The organism is Pseudodesulfovibrio sp. 5S69 (assembly GCF_037094465.1).
Taxonomy (GTDB): Bacteria; Desulfobacterota; Desulfovibrionia; order Desulfovibrionales; family Desulfovibrionaceae; genus Pseudodesulfovibrio; species Pseudodesulfovibrio methanolicus.
Genome location: NZ_CP146609.1, coordinates 936,467 through 952,736 on the forward strand (window position 1 = coordinate 936,467; position 16,270 = coordinate 952,736).

Genomic DNA, 16,270 nt, shown 5'->3' on the forward strand with positions numbered 1-16,270 from the left:
CTATTTTCGAATCCAGATGATCCCGCACTGCCGCCCGGTCTCCCGGACCGGGCTCGCGCATGCCTTGCGGTAGGAGAAGAAGGTCTCCTCCATGGTCAGGGTGCACAGGTCCAGGCCGAAGATTTGGTTTTCCGGCACGCCCGCGTCCATGAGCTGGTCACGGGTCAGTTGCCAGAGGTCCATGGTTTTGGCCTTGCGGTCGTACCAGGGGCGGAAGGCGGGGCCGAAGTCGGTCTCGAAGTGGACGAACTCGGCGGCCGTGGGGCCCAGGCTGGGGCCGCGCACGGCAAAGACGTCCTCGGGCCGCAGGCCGTAGTGCTCGCAGAAACGGCGCACGCCCGAGCCGGGGAAGTCGATTTTGTTGCCTCGCCAGCCCGCGTGCAGCCCGGCCACGTACCGGCCCGAGCGGTGGGCCAGGAGGATGGGCTGGCAGTCGGCGGTCTTGACGATCAGGCCGTGCCCCGGCGTGGCCGTGGCCATGCCGTCGCCGTCCTCGGAGGCATGCTCCTCGGGCGCGTGGGGCGCGGGGTCGAAGCGGATGACGTCGCCGTGCACCTGGTTGAGCTCGCACCAGCCGGTCAGCCCCATGCGCGCGAAGACCATGCGCCGGTTGGCGGCCACGGCCTCGGGTTCGTCGCCCACGTCGAAGCTGATGTTGGCCGAGTCGTGGGGCGGCTCGGACACGCCCCCCTGCCGGGAGGTGAAGGCGCAGGCGACCTGCGGAATCTCGGGAAATTCGAACGGGAAAAAGGCTATGGCCGCCATAGTTCCTCTTCGGTGCAGACCACGTGGACCGGCTTGTCCCACGGCTGGGTGGGCAGGCTGTCGATGAGCTGGAATTCGTGGGCCACGCCCACCACCAGGGTGTCGTGCATGCCGTCCGTGGCCAGCAGCCGGTCGTAGTATCCGCCGCCGAAGCCGAGCCGGTTGCCCTTGCGGTCGAAGCCCACGCCGGGCACCAGGGCGATCTGCGGGCAGCACGCGTCCACGGCCGGGCATTTTTCGGCGTCGGGCTCCATGATCGAGAACGCGCCGGGCACGAGTTCATCCTCGCAGGCCGCGCAGGCCAGGTCCATCTCGCCCGGCTGGTCCGGACGGCAGCGGGGCAACAGCACGCGGCAGCCGCGCTGCCACAACTCGGCCATCAGCGGGCGCAGGTCGATCTCGCCGCGCACCGGCCAGTAGAGCAGGGCTTCGGTGGCGTTCTTCCACTCGAACAGGGTGCGGACGAGCGACACGGCCCCCTCGCTGGCCCGGGCCACCTCGTCGGCGGACAGGGCGGCGCGGCGTTCGATGAGCTGCTTGCGCAGTGTGGTCTTATCCGGTTCGGCCATGGGCACACGATATCACGGCCTGGAGAGACAATCCAGCTTCAAGCGGTGAAATCCGGGTGACGCCGGGATGTCCCTTGGATTTCGGCCCGTCTTGTTTTATCGTGCTTCCGGCCCGATATGAAACAGACACCCAGCGCGGAGACCGAATGGCTGCGAATATACTGATTCTCGACGACGAAAAGAACTATCTGCTTATCCTGGAATCCATCCTGGAGGACGAGGGGTACCACGTGACCACCCTGTCCGACCCGGAGATGGGCCTGGCCTATCTCGAAGACTCCGAGGTGGACGTGGTCCTGACCGACATGAAGATGCCGGGCATGACCGGCCAGGACGTGCTCGAACACTGCAAGAAGAACTACCCGCACATCCCGGTGCTGATCATGACCGCCTTCGGGTCCATCGAGGCCGCCGTGGAGGCCATGCGCATCGGGGCCTTTGATTACATCACCAAGCCGTTCGCCAACGAGGAACTGCTTCTGTCCATCTCCAAGGCCGTGCAGTACGCCGCCACCCAGCAGGAGAACATCCGCCTGAAAAGGGAGATCCGCGACCGCTACTCCAAGGACAACATCATCGCCCGCGGCAAGGGCATGGAGCAGGTCCTGGACATGGTCGACCGGGCCGCGCCGAGCAAGTCCACGGTGCTCATCCTCGGCGAATCCGGCACCGGCAAGGAGCTTGTGGCCCGGGCCATCCACACCTCCTCGCCCCGGCGCGAGGCCCCGTTCGTCACGGTCAACTGCATGGCGCTCAACCCCGGCGTGCTCGAATCCGAACTCTTCGGCCACGAAAAGGGCTCCTTCACCGGGGCCACGGCCATGCGCAAGGGCCGTTTCGAACAGGCCAACAAGGGTACACTCTTCCTGGACGAGATCGGCGAGCTGACCCCGGAGCTCCAGGTCAAGCTCCTGCGCGTGCTCCAGGAGCACCAGATCGAGCGCGTGGGCGGGACCGAGACCTTCGACGTGGACATCCGCATCGTGGCCGCCACCAACAAGAATCTCCAGGAGTCCGTGGCCAAGGGCGAGTTCCGCGAGGACCTCTTCTACCGCCTCAATGTGGTCTCCATCTTCATGCCGCCACTCAGGGAGCGGCGTGAGGATATTCCGCTGCTGGCCGCGCACTTCCTTGAAAAGTACAACAAGGAAAACCAGATGGAGATCTCCGGCTTCTCCTCGGCGGCCATGGATTACCTGACCGCCTACGAGTGGCCGGGCAACGTCCGCCAGTTGGAAAACGTGGTCGAGCGGTGCACGGTCCTGGCCCGCAACGACGTCATCGACGCCGACGACCTGCCGCCCGAGATCAAGGACGAGGAGGCCCAGTTCAAGTCCGCCGTGGACCTCCTGCCCACCAAGCTGAACCTGGCCGACACCATGGACAAGATCGAGGGCGCCCTGGTCAAGCGCGCCCTGGTGCGCACCGACTTCGTCCAGGTCAAGGCCGCCGAGATGCTCGGTCTCTCCAAATCCAACCTGCAATACAAACTGAAGAAATACGGCCTGACCGGCAAAGCGAAATAATGATTGTCCTCGATTACCCCTACGTCTCCCGGTTCCTTGTGGATTCCGTCCTGGAGTTGGGCCAGCCCGTGCTCGACACCCCCCAGGTCCGCGCCCTTGCGGGCGACGCGCCCCTGAACTACATCGACGAGATCGAGTTCTCCGCGCGCCTCGCCCTGGGCGGCAAGGTCTACACCAACTCCGAGAACGGCCTGGGCCACGTGCTGCGCTGCCGCTGCAACGAGGACCTGGCCCGGCAGATCGACATCTGCAAGGACAAGGCGCTCTTCCGCGAGACCGTGGCGGGGCTGCACCCGGACTACCAATTCCGGCGCGTGCCCTTCGACCAACTGGCCGACTTCGACCCCTCGGCCCTGGACGGCCCGTTCATCGTCAAGCCCACGCGCGGCTTCTTTTCCCTGGGCGTGCACGTGGTCGACACCCCGGCAGACTGGCCCGCCGCCGTAAAGGCCATCGAGGCCGAGCACGCGGCCCTGAACGCCGAATACCCCGAGGCCGTGGTCAGCGGCGGCGAGTTCCTCGTCGAGCAGACCATCCAGGGCGAGGAGTACGCCATCGACGTCTACTACGACGCCGGAGGCGACCCGGTGATCACCAACATCCTGCACCACACCTTCCTGTCCGCGGCCGACGTCTCGGACCGCCTCTACTACACCTCGGCCCGGATCATCGAGACCTGGCTGCTGCCGTTCACCGACTACCTCCGCGACGTGGGCCGCGAGTGCGGATTCCGCGACTTCGTCACCCATATCGAGGTCCGCGTCACCGACACCGGCGACATCCTGCCCATCGAGGCCAACCCCCTGCGCCTGGCGGGCTGGTGCGTGGCCGACCTGACCTTCCACGCCTGGGGCTTCAACCCCTACGAGTGCTACTTCAAGGAACTGCGCCCGGACTGGGACGCCATCCTGACCGAAAACCAGGGCATGGCCACGGTCATGGTCATCGGCGACCTGCCGTCCTCCCTGGACCGCACCGCCATCCGCTCCATCGACTATGCCGGATTCCAGTCGATGTTTTACAACATCCTGGAATTACGCAAGATTGATTACCACCAGTACCCGGTCTTCGCCTTCGCCTTCGCGTCCATGCCCGAGGCCGAACTCGACGCCCTTAAGCCGACCCTCACTCAGGACTTCACCCGCTTCGTCGTTATGGAGTAAAGAAGCCCCCGGCCCCCCCCATTCCTCTTCCCTTCTAAACTTTTTGTATGCGCATTCGGGCGTGCGGCGGGTGGCGGCAGTGCTGCCGCTTAGCCTGGAGGCGTGGTTGGAGATAGGGCCGCGAAAGAGGCAGGGCCAAAGGCGCTCGCACCCCGCGAAGCGGCGACAAAAAGTTTTGAAGGGGAGTCCAGAGGGGAAACTTTTTCAAAAGTTTTCCCTCTGGCCGCCGGAGGCATCAAAATAGATCGATACGGCCGTCGGTTTTTTTGTACCAGGTGAGGAAGCCGTCCACGCATTCGGGGCAGAGGAGTTTCTCTCGTTCCTCTACGATGATTTCGGCGGCCACGGGGCGCGGCAGGGAGTCGCGGTGCGGCCGTTCGGAGATCATGGCGCAGTAGGAGTCGGCCACGGCGATGAGCCGGGCCAGGCGCGGGATTTCCGTTCCGGCCAGGCCGTTGGGGTAGCCGGTCCCGTCCCACCGCTCGTGGTGGGACAGGCAGACCTCGGCCACGTCGGCCAGGGCCGGGATGGGGGCGAGCAGGGCCGCGCCCAGGCGGGTGTGGTCCTGGATGTGTTTGAATTCCTGGGGGGTGAGTTTGCCCGTCTTGCGGAGCACCGCGTCGCTGGTGCCGACCAGGCCGATGTTGTGCAGCCTGCCGACGAGCAGCAGCCGCTCCAGGATGTTCTTGGGGCGGTCCAGGGCCTTGGCGATGCCGTGGGCCACGCGGGCGACCTTTTCGGAGTGGAAGGCGGTCGATTCGGTGCGTGCTTCGGCGGCACGGGCTATCTCGATCAGGCTGGCTTGTATTTCGAGGGAACAGTTTTCTGGGGACATGGTTCGCTCCGGGATTTGAAAATCTTGCCTGGGGCGAGTATGTGGCGGGCTTCGGGCCAGGTGCAATTATATTTCGCGGCTTGCCTCGCCCGCCCGGCCGAAGTAGGATTCGGGCGTGGAAAGCCCTGTCCTCGAATACGTCTCGGCCATGCTCGACTCCGAGCGCATGGCCCACCAGATAGCCCATCACCGCGTCGTCCAGGGCGCGGACGCCCGGTTCGGCGAGCCGCGCCGCCCCTGGCCCGCCGCCCTGCAAAGCGCGCTCTCCCTGCTCGGCATCGACCGGCTCTACGACCATCAGGCCGAGGCCGTGGACTATGTCCGTGCGGGCAGGCACGTGGTCGTGGCCACGCCCACGGCCAGCGGCAAGACCCTGACCTACAATCTGCCCGTCATGGAACAGATCCTGGCCGACCCCGAGTCCAAGGCGCTCTATCTCTTTCCGCTCAAGGCCCTGGCCCAGGACCAGCTCAAGGGGTTCAACGAGCTGGCCGCGCTCCTGCCGCTGGAGGGCCGCGAGGACCGCAGACCCACGGCGGCCATCTACGACGGCGACACCTCGCCCCATTTCCGCAAGAAGATCCGCAACTCGCCGCCCAACGTGATCCTGTCCAACCCGGAGATGGTCCATTTGTCCATGCTCCCGCACCATGCGGGCTGGGCCGAGTTCCTGTCCGGGCTGACCCACGTCGTTGTCGACGAGGTCCACACCTACCGGGGCGTCATGGGCGGGCACATGGCCATGGTCTTCCGCAGGCTGATGCGGCTGTGCCGCTACTACGGGGCCAGCCCGACCTTTGTGTTCTGCTCGGCGACCATCGGCAACCCGGCGGAATTATGCAAGATGCTCACCGGGCTCGACGCGCACCCGATTCTCGAATCCGGGGCCGCGCGCGGCGGGCGGCACATGGTCTTCGTCAATCCGGACGGCAGCCCGTCCGGGGCGGCCATATCCCTGCTCAGGGCGGCCCTGTCGCGGGGGCTGCGGACCATCGTCTACTGCCAGTCGCGCAAGATGACCGAGCTGATCTCCATCTGGGCGGCCGAGAAGAGCGGGGAGTTCAAGAGCCGCATCTCGGCCTACCGGGCCGGGTTTCTGCCCGAGGAGCGGCGCGAGATCGAGGCCCGCATGGCCGACGGCGAGCTGCTGGCGGTCATCTCCACCTCGGCCCTGGAGCTGGGCATCGACATCGGCGGGCTGGACGTATGCATCATGGTCGGCTACCCCGGCTCGATCATGGCCACCCTGCAACGGGGCGGCCGCGTGGGGCGCAGCAGGCGGGATTCCGCCGTGGCGCTCATCGCCCAGGAGGACGCTCTGGACCAGTATTTCATGCGCAACCCGGACGACTTCTTCGCCCGCCCGCCCGAGTCGGCCATGCTCAACCCGTTCAATCCGGTGGTCATGGACCGGCACCTGATCTGCGCGGCCGCCGAACTGACCCTGCGGCGCGGCGAACCGTTCCTGGCCGAGGAGCCGGTGGCCCGGCGGGTGGAGCAACTGGTCGCCGCCGGGCATCTCTTCGAGGTGGAGCCGGACCTGCCGGGCCATTCCGTGGAGATCGTCACGCACCGCAAGCGGCCCCACCGGGACGTGGACCTGCGCGGGGCGGGGCGTCAGATGCATATCGAAGATAATTCGCTCAGCGACGAGAAAGCGCCCGTCATCGGGACCATCGATCAATACAGGGCCTTTCGCGAGACCCATCCGGGCGCGGTCTATCTGCACCGGGGGCGGACCTTCGTCATCCGGGACATGGACCTGGCCACCAACGCGGTGCACGCCGAGGCCCGGCGCGTGGGCTATTACACCAAGCCGCGCGGCTCCAAGGACACCGAGATCCTCGAAGTGCTCGGCCAGAAGGCCAGCTTCGGCACGCGCGTCTATTTCGGGCGGGTCAAGGTCACGGACCAGATCACCGGGTACGAGAAGCGCTCGGTGCGCGGCGGTAAGCTGCTCGGCATCGTGCCGCTGGACCTGCCGCCCCAGGTCTTCGAGACCGAGGCCATCTGGTTCGAGATCGGCCACGACATAAGACGGCGCTGCGAGGAGGAGTTCCTGCATTTCATGGGCGGCATCCACGCCTTCGAGCACGCGGCCATCGGCATGCTCCCGCTGCTGGTCATGACCGACCGCAACGACCTGGGCGGCATCTCCACACCCATGCACCCCCAGGTGGAGGGCCCGGCCGTGTTCATCTACGACGGCATGCCCGGCGGCGCGGGCCTGACCCGCCAGGCCTTCGAACGGGCCGACGAACTCATCGAGACCACGCTCTCGACCATCCGGGACTGCCCGTGCGAGCTGGGCTGCCCGTCCTGCGTGCATTCGCCCAAGTGCGGCTCGGGCAACCGGCCCATCGACAAGCGGGCCGCCCTGTTCGTGCTGGAGGCCATCCGCTCGGGCGACCCCCAATCCATCACCCCAAAGGACATCGACGTGAACACCCTTCCCGGCATCGACGTAAAACGGCCCGCGCCCAAGCGATACGGCGTCCTGGACATCGAGACCCGCTACTCCGCCGACGAGGTGGGCGGCTGGAACCGCGCCGACCGCATGGGCGTGTCCATCGCCTGCCTGTGGGACTCGGAAAAGGAGGCCATGTTCGATTACGAGCAGGACGACATGGACGCGTTGGTGGGCCACTTGCAGCAGTTTGACCTGGTCATCGGCTTCAACCACGTCAAATTCGACTACGCCGTGCTCGGCGGCCTGCATCCCTTCGGGTTCCGCTCCCTGCCCAACCTCGATCTTCTGGTCGAGGTCAACAACCGGCTGGGCTACCGGATCAAGCTCGACAACATCGCCTCGGCCACCCTCGGCGTCGGCAAGTCTGCCGACGGCCTGATGGCGCTGAAATGGTGGAAGGAGGGCCGGCTCGACCTGATCACCGAGTACTGCCGCCAGGACGTGGCCGTGACCAGGGACGTGTATCTGTTCGGCCGCGAGCACGGCCACATCTTCTTCACCAACAAGGCCTCCCAGAAAGTTAAGCTGCCCGTTGAGTGGTAGGCGGCTTCCGAGAGCGGCGCATCTGCACGTTTTCGAGGGCCCGCCTGATCCTCACGTACTGGGGTACGCTGCGGTCAGGCGGACCCACGAAAAATGCACGGCTGACCCACTCTACCGAGCCTTTCCGGTCGTCGGAGAGCCGCTGTTTGCCGCCTCTGGCGGCAAAGGCGCTCCATAGGAGAAGAGGGGCGGGGGCGCCTCTTTGAATTGAATATCGTTCAATAGAATTTACACCGGAAAACAAGTGTATTATGGTGCGGTCTTCGTGCGGCGGCGGTGTTGTGCCGCATGTCGTTCGATTTTTCCGGCTGCGGAGGTTGCGGCCGGGGTCCCCTGATTTTCATGGAGGCCCATGCAGGAACAGGCCGATTCTTCGCGCCATTACGGCTGGACCATCTGCATTGTCGGTTCGGCCGTGGTCTTCGCCTGCCTCGGGCTGGGGCGGTTCTCCCTGGGCATGCTCCTACCGTCCATGGGCGCGTCCCTGGGTCTCGACTACGGGCGCATGGGGCTGATCGGCACCGGCAACTTCGCCGGGTACATGCTCGCGGTCCTGCTGGCCGGGACGATAACGCAGTCCTTGGGCGCGCGCAGGACCATCGCGGCCGGACTGGGCCTGGTCGGCCTGTCCATGGCGCTCATTAGCCGGGCCGCCGGGTTCGAGCCGGTGCTGCTCCTCTACTTCGCCACCGGCATCGGGTCCGGGTTGGCCAACGTCCCGCTCATGGGGCTCATCTCCCACTGGTTCCTGCGGGATACACGGGGCCGGGCGGCCGGGGTCATGGTCTCGGGCAACGGTGTGGCCATCATCTTCTCCGGCCTGTTCATCCCCTGGGTCAACCTTGGCTCCGGCGGGCAGGGCTGGCGCACAGGCTGGCTGGTCCTCGGGCTCATCGCCCTGGCCGTGGCCGTGTTCGCGGGCTGGCTGCTGCGCGATCATCCCCGCGACAAGGGCCTCGAGCCCCTGGGCCGGGCCGAGCCCGCCCGGCCCGGCTCCGGCCCGCAAGCCCCCGGCCGCGCGGCCCGGCTCCCGGCGCCGGACCATCGCGCACCTGGGGATCATCTACCTGCTCTTCGGGGCCACATCGGTCATTTACGCCACCTTCATCGTCACCGCCCTGGTGGACGTGCACCACTACGGCGAGGACGCGGCCGGACGGTTCTGGGCCGTGGTCGGCGGCCTGTCCATCCTGTCCGGCCCGCTGTTCGGCGGTTTGTCCGACCGGTTGGGCCGCCGGTTCGGCATGATCGTGGTCTTCATCCTGTTCACCGCGGCCTATTCCTTCGCGGCCCTGAGCGGCTCGCCGTTCTTCCTCTATGGTTCGGTGGTCATCTTCGGGATCGTGGCCTGGAGCATCCCGACCATCATGTCCGCGGCAGTGGGCGACTACATGGGGCCGGATCAGGCGGTCAGGGCCTTCGGGCTGATCACCCTGTTCTTCGGCGCGGGCCAGATCGTCGGCCCGGTGGCCGCCGGATACCTCGCCGACCTCTCGGGCGACTTCAACGCCGCCTTCTGGCTCTGCGCCGCACTCACGGCCTGCGCCGTGGCGCTCACCGCACTGCTGAGGCAGCCGGAGTAGGGCGCGTCCCGCCGGAAAGAATCAGGATCCGACGACGGTTCGCGCCGGGCGGCTTCGGCCCGCGCCCTTGCGCCCTTCATTGTGCCTTCGGCGCGGTGTGCAAATATTGTCCCTCGTTTTGACAGCCCGCTCCGTACCGTATTAAATCGTGTATGACGGAACTGTATCCAAACTCCGAGGTGGTTGCGCATGTTTAAGCGGATGTTCCAGTTTCTCTTCTTTGCCTACCTGCTTCTGGCGGGCGTCCAGTATTCGGCCTTGCCGGAGTTCGCGCACGAGTTGAAGGCCGCGGCCCGGTCCGGTGATGCCGAGGCCCAGCTGATCCTGGCGCGCCAGTATTTCGAGGGCGACTTCGGCAGCCACGATCCGGCCATGGCCGCCCGCTGGCTGCAACGGGCCGCCGACCAGGGCAACGCCGACGCCCTGAACATCCTCGGGCGGTTCTACCTGTCGGGCATGGGCGTCGAGCGGGACCCGGCCAAGGGACTGGCCCTGCTCCGGGCCGCCGCGGACAAGGACCAGGCCCAGGCCCAGTCCTACCTGGCCTACGCCTACGGCAAGGGCGACGGGGTGGCGCGCAACGCAGCCGGGTTTCTGCACTGGACCCGCAAGGCCGCCGAAAACGGCGACGCCCGGAGCCGTTACAACCTGGCCAGGCTCTACCTGCTCGGCAGCCTGGTCCCCCAGGACGTCGACGAGGGCCGCCGCTGGCTGGAACTCTCGGCGGACCAGGGCTTCACCGAGGCCCAGGTGGCCCTGGGCGAGTTGCTCATCCGGGGCGTGGGCCGGCCCCCGGACCTGGTCGAGGGGTGCAAGTGGTTTGCCATCGCCGGGGCCAAGGGGGACTCCCGGGCAGACAAACGCCTCAACGGGATCGTCGGGCAGATGACCCGCGAAGAGAAGAAGGAAGCGGCCCGGCGGGCCAATGTCTGGCTTCAGGCCAAGGGCGGCTTGCGATAGGGCGGAATTCGCCCGCTTTTCGGGGTGGTCCGGGCCGTGCAGCAGCCCGACAGCGGCTCTCCCCCGCGCCAGGAAAGGCCCGGAGGGAGAGTGTTCGTATCTGTCTGTGTGCTTGGCTTGGTCAGGCCGTTTCCAGCCATGCCCATCGATCGCCTGTCGGCAAGCTATCCATACGGCGGATCAAAGAGTCAGTCCTCTCCAACGCGCCATATCCACGCGACCCGCTTTGGCTTGGGAGAGTTGGCTGTCGCCAGCCGACCTAGTTCATCGCGTATCTTTCGATCTGACTTTTGTAGGAGAGGATGCCTTCGACGATGCCGTCGGCGAGGTGGTCGAGGTATTTGTCCGAGCGCAGCCGTTTGGATTCGGTCTTGTTGGTGATGTAGCCGATCTCCACCAGGACCGAGGGCATTTTCGCGCCCATGAGCACGTAGAACGGGGCCTCGCGGGTGCCCTTGTTGTTCAGGGGGTAGGATTTGCGTACCCGTTTGATGGTGCTGGTCTGCACGTCCCCGGCCAGGTCGCGGGACTCCTTGATCTTGGAGTTGACCATCAGGTCGGTCAGGATGAACTGGAGGTCCGAGATGGCGCGCGGGTCCACGGCGTTTTCGCGGGCCGCGATGCGCACTGCCGCATCGGTCTTGGCCAGGTTCAGGCTGTAGGTCTCCAGCCCGTTGACCTTGCTGCTGTGGTTGGCGTTGCAGTGGATGGACAGGAACAGGTCCGCCTTCTGGGCGTTGGCCATGGCCGTGCGCTTCTCCAGCGGGATGAACACGTCCGAGGTCCGCGTGTAGATGACGTTGAATCCCTTGGCGTGGAGCTTGCCGCCGACCAGCTTGGCAAACTTCAGGTTGATGTCCTTTTCGCGCAGTCCGTGGGCCATGGCGCCGGGGTCCTTGCCGCCGTGTCCGGCGTCGATCATGATCGTGCGCACGGTCAGGCCGAGCTGCTCCAGGAGGTTCCCGGCCATCTGCTTGCTGCCCTTGGGCGGGCGGTAGTCCGAGTTCGCCGTGGTCTTGTGCTCGGGCTCGGCCTGGGCCACGACCGGTGCGGGCGTCTTGCCGTCCGGGGCGTACACGTCGATGACGATGCGGTAGGGGTTCTGCAGGGGGAATATCTTGTAGTCCTGCATATTCAGGAAATCGAGGACCACGCGGGTGGTGTCCTTGGAGTACTGGCCGGTGCGGATGGAGCGCAGGATGCCGTCGGACACGGTGGTGGCCGCGGTCACATCGTGGCCCAGGCGGGAGTTCTGGAGGTCGATGTACAGCCGGTGAGGGCGGTGCACCTTGGGGTTGGGCCCGAGTACCTGGTAGCGGTACTTGACCTGGGCGTCGAGTTCCAGGACCACGCGGGTGTATTCATCGCTGGATGTGAACCGGACCACGTCCAGGTGGGCCAGGCCGGAGGGGTCCTTGAGACCGGCGCTCACGGCCTGCTGCCGGACCGGCGCCGGGCGCGGGGTTTTCGGGGCGGCCCCGCCCGAGACCTTTTTGACGGCCCAGTCGTACTTGCCCAGCCTCTTCAGGGCGACTTCGGCCTTGTCCCGCATGTCCGAGCGGGGATATTCGACGATGATGGAGGCCAGGTCCAGGCGGGCGGCGGTGGTCTCGTTGAGCCGTCTGGCGTAGATGTCGGCCCGCCGGTACAGGCAATCGTCGGCCCAGCCGTGGCGCGGATACCGGGCCAGGACCCGGCCGTAGTAGTCCACGGCCCGGCGGAAATCGGACTTGAGCCCGGAGCGCGAACCCAGTTCCTCGTAGACCCGGCCGATGTAGTAAAGGGCCTTGGGCGCGTACGGGCCGTTTGGCGAGGCCTTGAGGCAGCGCGAGAAGGTCTTCTCGACGTTCTGCCAGTTGGACCGGTACTTGGCCTTGCGCGCGTCCCTGGTCAGGGCGTGGAATTCGGAGTGTCCCACGGTGAAGTAGGATTTGGCCGATGCGGCCGGGGCCGGGGAAGGGCACAGGAAAAGAACCGCAAGGGCGCATAGCACCATGGCGGACAGTAGACGTATGTTCGCGGCGTGAAGCTGCTTCATGATTTATCGAACCGGGGCTCGGGTCTGGCCCGCCCGGCATCGCCTTCCCGCAGGCGCATGTCCGGCAGGTTCATTAAGTCCGTATTTTTCAGAAGATTCTAAAAAAAGTCCAGAAGAAAAGGGCAAAGGTTCCTGAAAGACCGGCCGATCCGGTCAGGCCAGGCCGGTGGACAGCCAGCGCGCCCAGTCCTCGCGTCCGTTTTTCCGGGCCAGGGCCGCGGCGGATCCCCAGTCGTATTCCACCTCCACGAATTCCGCGTCCCAGCCCGCGTCCGTGCGCGTGACCACGGCGTAGGCGGCTTCGGGCGAGCCGCTGGCCATGACGTGGGGCGGCTGGTCGTCGTCGTAGGCGGGCAGCCCCACGCTGCCCGGATTGACCACGGTGATCCCGTCGGCCACGGCCAGCCCGGCGTGGTGGCTGTGCCCGGCCAGGACCAGGGAGCAGCCTCCGGCCTCGGGCAGGAGGTCGGCCAGGACGCCCTGCGTAGCGCGCGGAGCGGGCAGGCCGGTGGCCACGTCCTCCAGCAGGTAGGCGGCGTCGTCTTTCGGCGTGCCGTGGCAGAGCAGGATGTCCGGCGCAAGGCGCAGGATTTTCGGCAGCTTGGCCAGCCAGGCCAGGGGCTCGGGGCCGAGCCGGTCGCGCACCGCCCGGACCGCGGGCGGCGGTGCGTCGTCCAGGAGGATGCGGTCCTGGTTGCCGAGCACGGCGGGCATGGGCAGGTCCTTGAGCACGGCCCAGGTCCCGGCGGGGTCCAAGGGGCCGTAGAAGGTGTCGCCGAGATTGACGAAGCGGGTCAGGCCGCGCGCCCTCGCGTCGGCCAGCACGGCCTTGAGCGCGGCCGCGTTGCCGTGGATATCGGCCAGCACGGCCAGGGATTCGATTGCAGGCATGATCGGACTATGGGGCAAAAACGGAACCGGAGCAAGAGTACTTGAGAAGCTTTACTCTGCGGCGTCCTCAATATAAGAGGCCTGACCATGAACAACACGTTTGTCGTCGGCATCTCGGACATGAAGCTGTCCACCAACCCCGGAGACGTCATCGTCACCTATTCCCTGGGCTCCTGCCTCGGGGTGACGGTCTACGACCCCAGGGCGCGCATCGGCGGCATGGTCCACTGCCTGCTGCCGTCGGCCGCCGCGGCCCGGGAGAAGGCCCGGGCCAACCCGTTCATGTTCGTGAATACCGGGGTAGCCATGACCGTGCGCCGCCTGGTGGATCTCGGGGCCGACAAGGACCGCCTGGTCTTCAAGGCCGCGGGCGGGGCGAACATGCGCAAGGACCGCATCTTCGACACGGGCGTGCGGAATTTCAAGGCGCTGATGAAGCTGCTGGACCGCAACGGCCGGCGGCTGACGGCCAAGGATGTGGGCGGCACCATTCCCAGGACACTCTTTCTGTACCTGGACACCGGTCGTGTGGTAGTGAGGTCGTTGGGGAAGGAGAGCGACCTATGAGCCGAAGAGACGAAATCCTGGCGGCCTGCGAAAAAGTCGTGGCCATGCCGACCTGTGTGCGCAAGGCCGGGTCCCTGCTGGACGGCCCGGAGACGGACCTGGCCCGGCTGGGCAGGATCATCGAGCACGACCCCGGCCTGACCGCCAACCTGCTCAAGGTGGTCAACGCCTCGGACCTGGCCTCGGACCGGCCGGTGCTGACCGCGCACGCCGCCTTGGACGTGCTCCGTTCGCCCGAGGTCCTGCGTTTCTTCATCTCCACGGGCGTGGCCCCCTACTACGTCCACGTCATCGCGGGCTACGACCAGGCCCCGAGCCAGTTTTTGCAGCACTCCACCACCGTGGCCATCGCCTCCCGCGAGCTGGCCGCGGCGCTGAAGCTCGACGTGCCCGACTACGTCTACACCGCCGGGCTGCTGTCCGGCATCGGCAAGCTCCTGCTCGGGGCATACGTCCAGGTGGACCTGCGCGAGATCCTGCGCCTGGTCTTTGACGAGGGGATGGCCTTCGACCGGGCCGAGGAGCGGATGCTCGGCATCAACCACGCCGAGCTGGGCGGCATCATCCTCGAACGCTGGGGCCTGCCCGACGCCCTGACCAGGGTGGTCTGCCATCACCTGCGCCCGGACGAGTATGACGGCCGGGACGTAGTCCTGGACCTGGTCCACGTGGGCAACGTGCTGGCCAAGATGATCGGCGTGGGGCTCGGCGCGGACGGCCTCAACTACGAGGTCTCGCCCCGGGTGGTCGAGCGGCTGGGCATCACCTCTCCGGTCCTGGATTCGGTCTCGGCCGAAGTGGTGGTCGAGTTGCAGTCCCTGTGGGACCTGTTCCTCGAATGCTCCGACGACTTCTGCAATCTGTAGGAGCGCTCGCCTACCGGGCCACGTAGGCCTTCTTGATGAACACCGGCTTGACCGGCACGTCTTCCATGCGGCCCGCCCTGGCCGTTTGGACCTCGCTGATCTTCTCGACCACGTCCATGCCCCGGATGACCTTGCCGAAGGCGCAGTACCCGGCGGTGATCTTCTGCGAATAGGAACCCGCGCCGGTCGCCGACGCGGTCTGGCTGTAGTCCAGGGTCGGGTTGTCCTTGACGTTGAAGAAGAACTCGCAGGTGGCGGAGTCGGGGTTGTCGGCACGGGCCATGGCGATGGTTCCCTTGACGTTCATCAGGCCGGAGGCCGCTTCGTTGGGCACGGGCGGGAACAGCGGGCGCTTGCGGTTGACCGGGAAGGTGTAGCCCCCGCCCTGGACCACGGCCATGCCCTGGTCGCCCTTGCCCTTGTTGATGACCCGGTGGAAGACGGTGTTGTCGTAGAACCCGGCGTTTACGTACTTGAGAAAGTTGGCCACGGTCTTGGGCGCGTCCTGAGGGGAGAGCATGATCATGATCCGGCCCATGGAGGTCTCCATGATGACCACGGGGTTGGGCCCGGCCTGGGCCGGACGGACGGACAGAACCAGGATCAGGGAACAGGCCAGCAGCAGCGGCGCGAACCAGAGGCGTGAGCATTTCATGGGAATCATCCTTTCTTTCGGTTTCTTATGACCGGAGGGCCGCGAGGAGCAGTCGTCTCGCCCCGGCCTCGTCCATGTCCTGCCCGGTCCACAACCGGAACTGGGCCAACCCCTGGTGCAGGAACATCTCGAGGCCCGAGACGGTGCGGCACCCGGCGGCCCCGGCCTCGGCCAGGAAGCGGGTTTCAAGCGGGTTGTACACGATATCGTAGGCCACGGCGCCCGTCGCGAAGCGGTCCGCATTCCACGGGGTTCGGCCTTCCAGGTCCCCGGACATGCCCAGGGGCGTGGTGTTGCAGATGAGCTCCCAGTCGGCGTCCATGCGCTCGTCCCAGCGGACGCACGCCACCCCGAAGTCGGCGGCCAGCGCCTCGGCCTTGGCCTGGGTGCGGTTGGCCACGGCCACGCGCGGGATGCCCAGCTCCAGGAACCCGGCCACGGCCGCCCTGGCCGCGCCGCCCGCGCCGAGCACCATGGCCGAGCGCGGCAGGGGGTCGAGCCCGCGCAGGGGGGCGACCACGCCGATGACGTCGGTGTTTTCGCCGTACAGGGCTTTGCCGTCCCAATAAACGGTGTTGACCGCACCGATGGCCCGCGCCCGGTCGGAGATGCGGTCCAGGTGGGCCATGACCGCCCGTTTGTGCGGGATGGTCACGGACAGCCCGTGGATGGGCTCGGCGCGCACGCGCTCCATGAACGCGGGCAGGTCGGTCGGTTCGAGCGGCCAGGCCGTGTAGTGCGCGTCCAGGCCGAGCTCGGCGAACCCCCAGTTATGCAGGGCGGGGGACATGGTGTGGCCCAGCGGCCAGCCGATAATGCCGTAGGCGCGGGGCACGGGG

General features: G+C 66.5%; 14 protein-coding genes and 1 pseudogene. 8 read left to right on the forward strand and 7 right to left on the reverse strand.

What is annotated here, in order from left to right:
* Together V8V93_RS04430 and V8V93_RS04435 are read right to left on the reverse strand one after the other, a co-directional pair.
* Positions 1 to 765: a polyphenol oxidase family protein gene (locus V8V93_RS04430; protein WP_338669153.1), complete on the reverse strand. Its 765-nt coding sequence runs from the start codon at positions 763 to 765 to the stop codon at positions 1 to 3.
* A complete protein-coding gene (locus tag V8V93_RS04435; RefSeq protein ID WP_338669154.1) occupies positions 753 to 1,334 on the reverse strand; it encodes a 5-formyltetrahydrofolate cyclo-ligase in 582 nt (193 codons plus the stop codon). The genes V8V93_RS04430 and V8V93_RS04435 overlap by 13 nt, the downstream gene beginning before the upstream one ends.
* 146 nt (positions 1,335 to 1,480) lie before the next feature.
* Between V8V93_RS04435 and V8V93_RS04440 the strand changes: the two genes are divergently transcribed.
* Positions 1,481 to 2,860, forward strand: a complete 1,380-nt coding sequence (locus V8V93_RS04440; RefSeq protein ID WP_338669155.1) for a sigma-54-dependent transcriptional regulator — start codon at positions 1,481 to 1,483, stop codon at positions 2,858 to 2,860.
* Positions 2,860 to 4,023, forward strand: coding sequence for an ATP-grasp domain-containing protein (locus V8V93_RS04445; RefSeq protein WP_338669156.1), 1,164 nt, complete (start codon positions 2,860 to 2,862; stop codon positions 4,021 to 4,023). The genes V8V93_RS04440 and V8V93_RS04445 overlap by 1 nt, the downstream gene beginning before the upstream one ends.
* Positions 4,024 to 4,258: 235 nt before the next feature.
* Here the strand turns inward: V8V93_RS04445 and V8V93_RS04450 are convergent, their stop codons facing one another.
* A complete protein-coding gene (locus V8V93_RS04450) occupies positions 4,259 to 4,858 on the reverse strand; it encodes an HD-GYP domain-containing protein (protein WP_338669157.1) in 600 nt (199 codons plus the stop codon).
* Positions 4,859 to 5,006: 148 nt separating this feature from the next.
* Here V8V93_RS04450 and V8V93_RS04455 point away from each other — a divergent pair, with 148 nt between their 5' ends.
* The 4 genes and pseudogenes from V8V93_RS04455 (at position 5,007) to V8V93_RS04475 (ending at position 10,414) form a co-directional block, all read left to right on the forward strand.
* On the forward strand, positions 5,007 to 7,871 hold the full coding sequence (locus V8V93_RS04455) for a DEAD/DEAH box helicase (RefSeq protein WP_422394437.1): 2,865 nt from the start codon (positions 5,007 to 5,009) through the stop codon (positions 7,869 to 7,871).
* Positions 7,872 to 8,343: 472 nt separating this feature from the next.
* A pseudogene (locus V8V93_RS19475) lies at positions 8,344 to 8,787 on the forward strand (MFS transporter); the annotation flags it as partial.
* Positions 8,669 to 9,454 (forward strand): MFS transporter, encoded by a 786-nt coding sequence (locus tag V8V93_RS04470; RefSeq protein ID WP_422394410.1) that lies wholly within the window; start codon positions 8,669 to 8,671, stop codon positions 9,452 to 9,454. The pseudogene V8V93_RS19475 and the gene V8V93_RS04470, both read left to right, overlap by 119 nt.
* A gap of 189 nt (positions 9,455 to 9,643) precedes the next feature.
* Complete coding sequence (locus V8V93_RS04475; protein ID WP_338669162.1) at positions 9,644 to 10,414, forward strand: tetratricopeptide repeat protein; 771 nt, start codon at positions 9,644 to 9,646, stop codon at positions 10,412 to 10,414.
* A 259-nt stretch (positions 10,415 to 10,673) separates the two neighbouring features.
* Here V8V93_RS04475 and V8V93_RS04480 read toward each other — a convergent pair whose 3' ends face one another.
* Together V8V93_RS04480 and V8V93_RS04485 are read right to left on the reverse strand one after the other, a co-directional pair.
* Complete coding sequence (locus V8V93_RS04480; RefSeq protein WP_338669163.1) at positions 10,674 to 12,452, reverse strand: N-acetylmuramoyl-L-alanine amidase; 1,779 nt, start codon at positions 12,450 to 12,452, stop codon at positions 10,674 to 10,676.
* Positions 12,453 to 12,605: 153 nt separating this feature from the next.
* Entirely contained in the window at positions 12,606 to 13,343 is a 738-nt protein-coding gene (locus V8V93_RS04485; RefSeq protein ID WP_338669164.1) for a metallophosphoesterase family protein, read from the reverse strand.
* A gap of 87 nt (positions 13,344 to 13,430) precedes the next feature.
* On the opposite strand from V8V93_RS04485, the gene V8V93_RS04490 reads away from it, so the two are divergent.
* Together V8V93_RS04490 and V8V93_RS04495 are read left to right on the forward strand one after the other, a co-directional pair.
* Positions 13,431 to 13,910: a chemotaxis protein CheD gene (locus V8V93_RS04490; RefSeq protein ID WP_338669165.1), complete on the forward strand. Its 480-nt coding sequence runs from the start codon at positions 13,431 to 13,433 to the stop codon at positions 13,908 to 13,910.
* Positions 13,907 to 14,776 (forward strand): HDOD domain-containing protein, encoded by an 870-nt coding sequence (locus V8V93_RS04495; RefSeq protein ID WP_338669166.1) that lies wholly within the window; start codon positions 13,907 to 13,909, stop codon positions 14,774 to 14,776. Before V8V93_RS04490 ends, V8V93_RS04495 begins: the two co-directional genes overlap by 4 nt.
* Positions 14,777 to 14,786: 10 nt before the next feature.
* Here the strand turns inward: V8V93_RS04495 and V8V93_RS04500 are convergent, their stop codons facing one another.
* On the reverse strand, positions 14,787 to 15,431 hold the full coding sequence (locus V8V93_RS04500) for a peptidylprolyl isomerase (RefSeq protein WP_338669167.1): 645 nt from the start codon (positions 15,429 to 15,431) through the stop codon (positions 14,787 to 14,789).
* Between the two features lie 25 nt (positions 15,432 to 15,456).
* Entirely contained in the window at positions 15,457 to 16,266 is an 810-nt protein-coding gene (gene aroE / locus V8V93_RS04505) for a shikimate dehydrogenase (RefSeq protein ID WP_338669168.1), read from the reverse strand.
* Positions 16,267 to 16,270: the final 4 nt, after the last annotated feature.

Coding starts and splice junctions, on each gene's coding strand:
- V8V93_RS04430 (WP_338669153.1), bottom strand. CDS start 765: ATGGCGGCCATAGCCTTTTTCCCGTTCGAATTTCCCGAGATTCCGCAG.
- V8V93_RS04435 (WP_338669154.1), bottom strand. CDS start 1,334: ATGGCCGAACCGGATAAGACCACACTGCGCAAGCAGCTCATCGAACGC.
- V8V93_RS04440 (WP_338669155.1), top strand. CDS start 1,481: ATGGCTGCGAATATACTGATTCTCGACGACGAAAAGAACTATCTGCTT.
- V8V93_RS04445 (WP_338669156.1), top strand. CDS start 2,860: ATGATTGTCCTCGATTACCCCTACGTCTCCCGGTTCCTTGTGGATTCC.
- V8V93_RS04450 (WP_338669157.1), bottom strand. CDS start 4,858: ATGTCCCCAGAAAACTGTTCCCTCGAAATACAAGCCAGCCTGATCGAG.
- V8V93_RS04455 (WP_422394437.1), top strand. CDS start 5,007: ATGCTCGACTCCGAGCGCATGGCCCACCAGATAGCCCATCACCGCGTC.
- V8V93_RS04475 (WP_338669162.1), top strand. CDS start 9,644: ATGTTTAAGCGGATGTTCCAGTTTCTCTTCTTTGCCTACCTGCTTCTG.
- V8V93_RS04480 (WP_338669163.1), bottom strand. CDS start 12,452: ATGAAGCAGCTTCACGCCGCGAACATACGTCTACTGTCCGCCATGGTG.
- V8V93_RS04485 (WP_338669164.1), bottom strand. CDS start 13,343: ATGCCTGCAATCGAATCCCTGGCCGTGCTGGCCGATATCCACGGCAAC.
- V8V93_RS04490 (WP_338669165.1), top strand. CDS start 13,431: ATGAACAACACGTTTGTCGTCGGCATCTCGGACATGAAGCTGTCCACC.
- V8V93_RS04495 (WP_338669166.1), top strand. CDS start 13,907: ATGAGCCGAAGAGACGAAATCCTGGCGGCCTGCGAAAAAGTCGTGGCC.
- V8V93_RS04500 (WP_338669167.1), bottom strand. CDS start 15,431: ATGAAATGCTCACGCCTCTGGTTCGCGCCGCTGCTGCTGGCCTGTTCC.